Here is a 246-nt window from a genome sequence, read left to right as displayed (position 1 = left end):
TCGAAGCCGCCGGGCTTGCGCTGCTCGCAGAACACCGCCTTCCAGTCGCCGAAGCGCATGGCCACCAGTTGGCCGTCGTCGTTGAAGTAGTAGAACTCGTTGCGCGCGCTCTTCTTCGCCTTGCCGGTCAGGTAGTCCAGCTGGTTGTAGCCGTCCAGGTGCACCTTGAAGTTCTTGCCGCCGACATCAGTGCCCTTGAGCAGGCGATCCTTGATGTCGGTATCGCCGACGGCCGCCAGCAGGGTC

Annotated in this window: 1 pseudogene; it reads right to left on the bottom strand. The window is 63.0% G+C overall.

The features are described 5' to 3' along the window. A pseudogene (locus J5M67_RS29115) lies at window positions 1-246 on the bottom strand (arylsulfatase); the annotation flags it as partial.

The organism is Pseudomonas sp. 30_B (assembly GCF_017491605.1).
GTDB lineage: Bacteria > Pseudomonadota > Gammaproteobacteria > Pseudomonadales > Pseudomonadaceae > Pseudomonas.
Note: the sequence above shows the minus strand (reverse complement) of the source record. Positions and strands in the feature narration are given on the sequence as shown.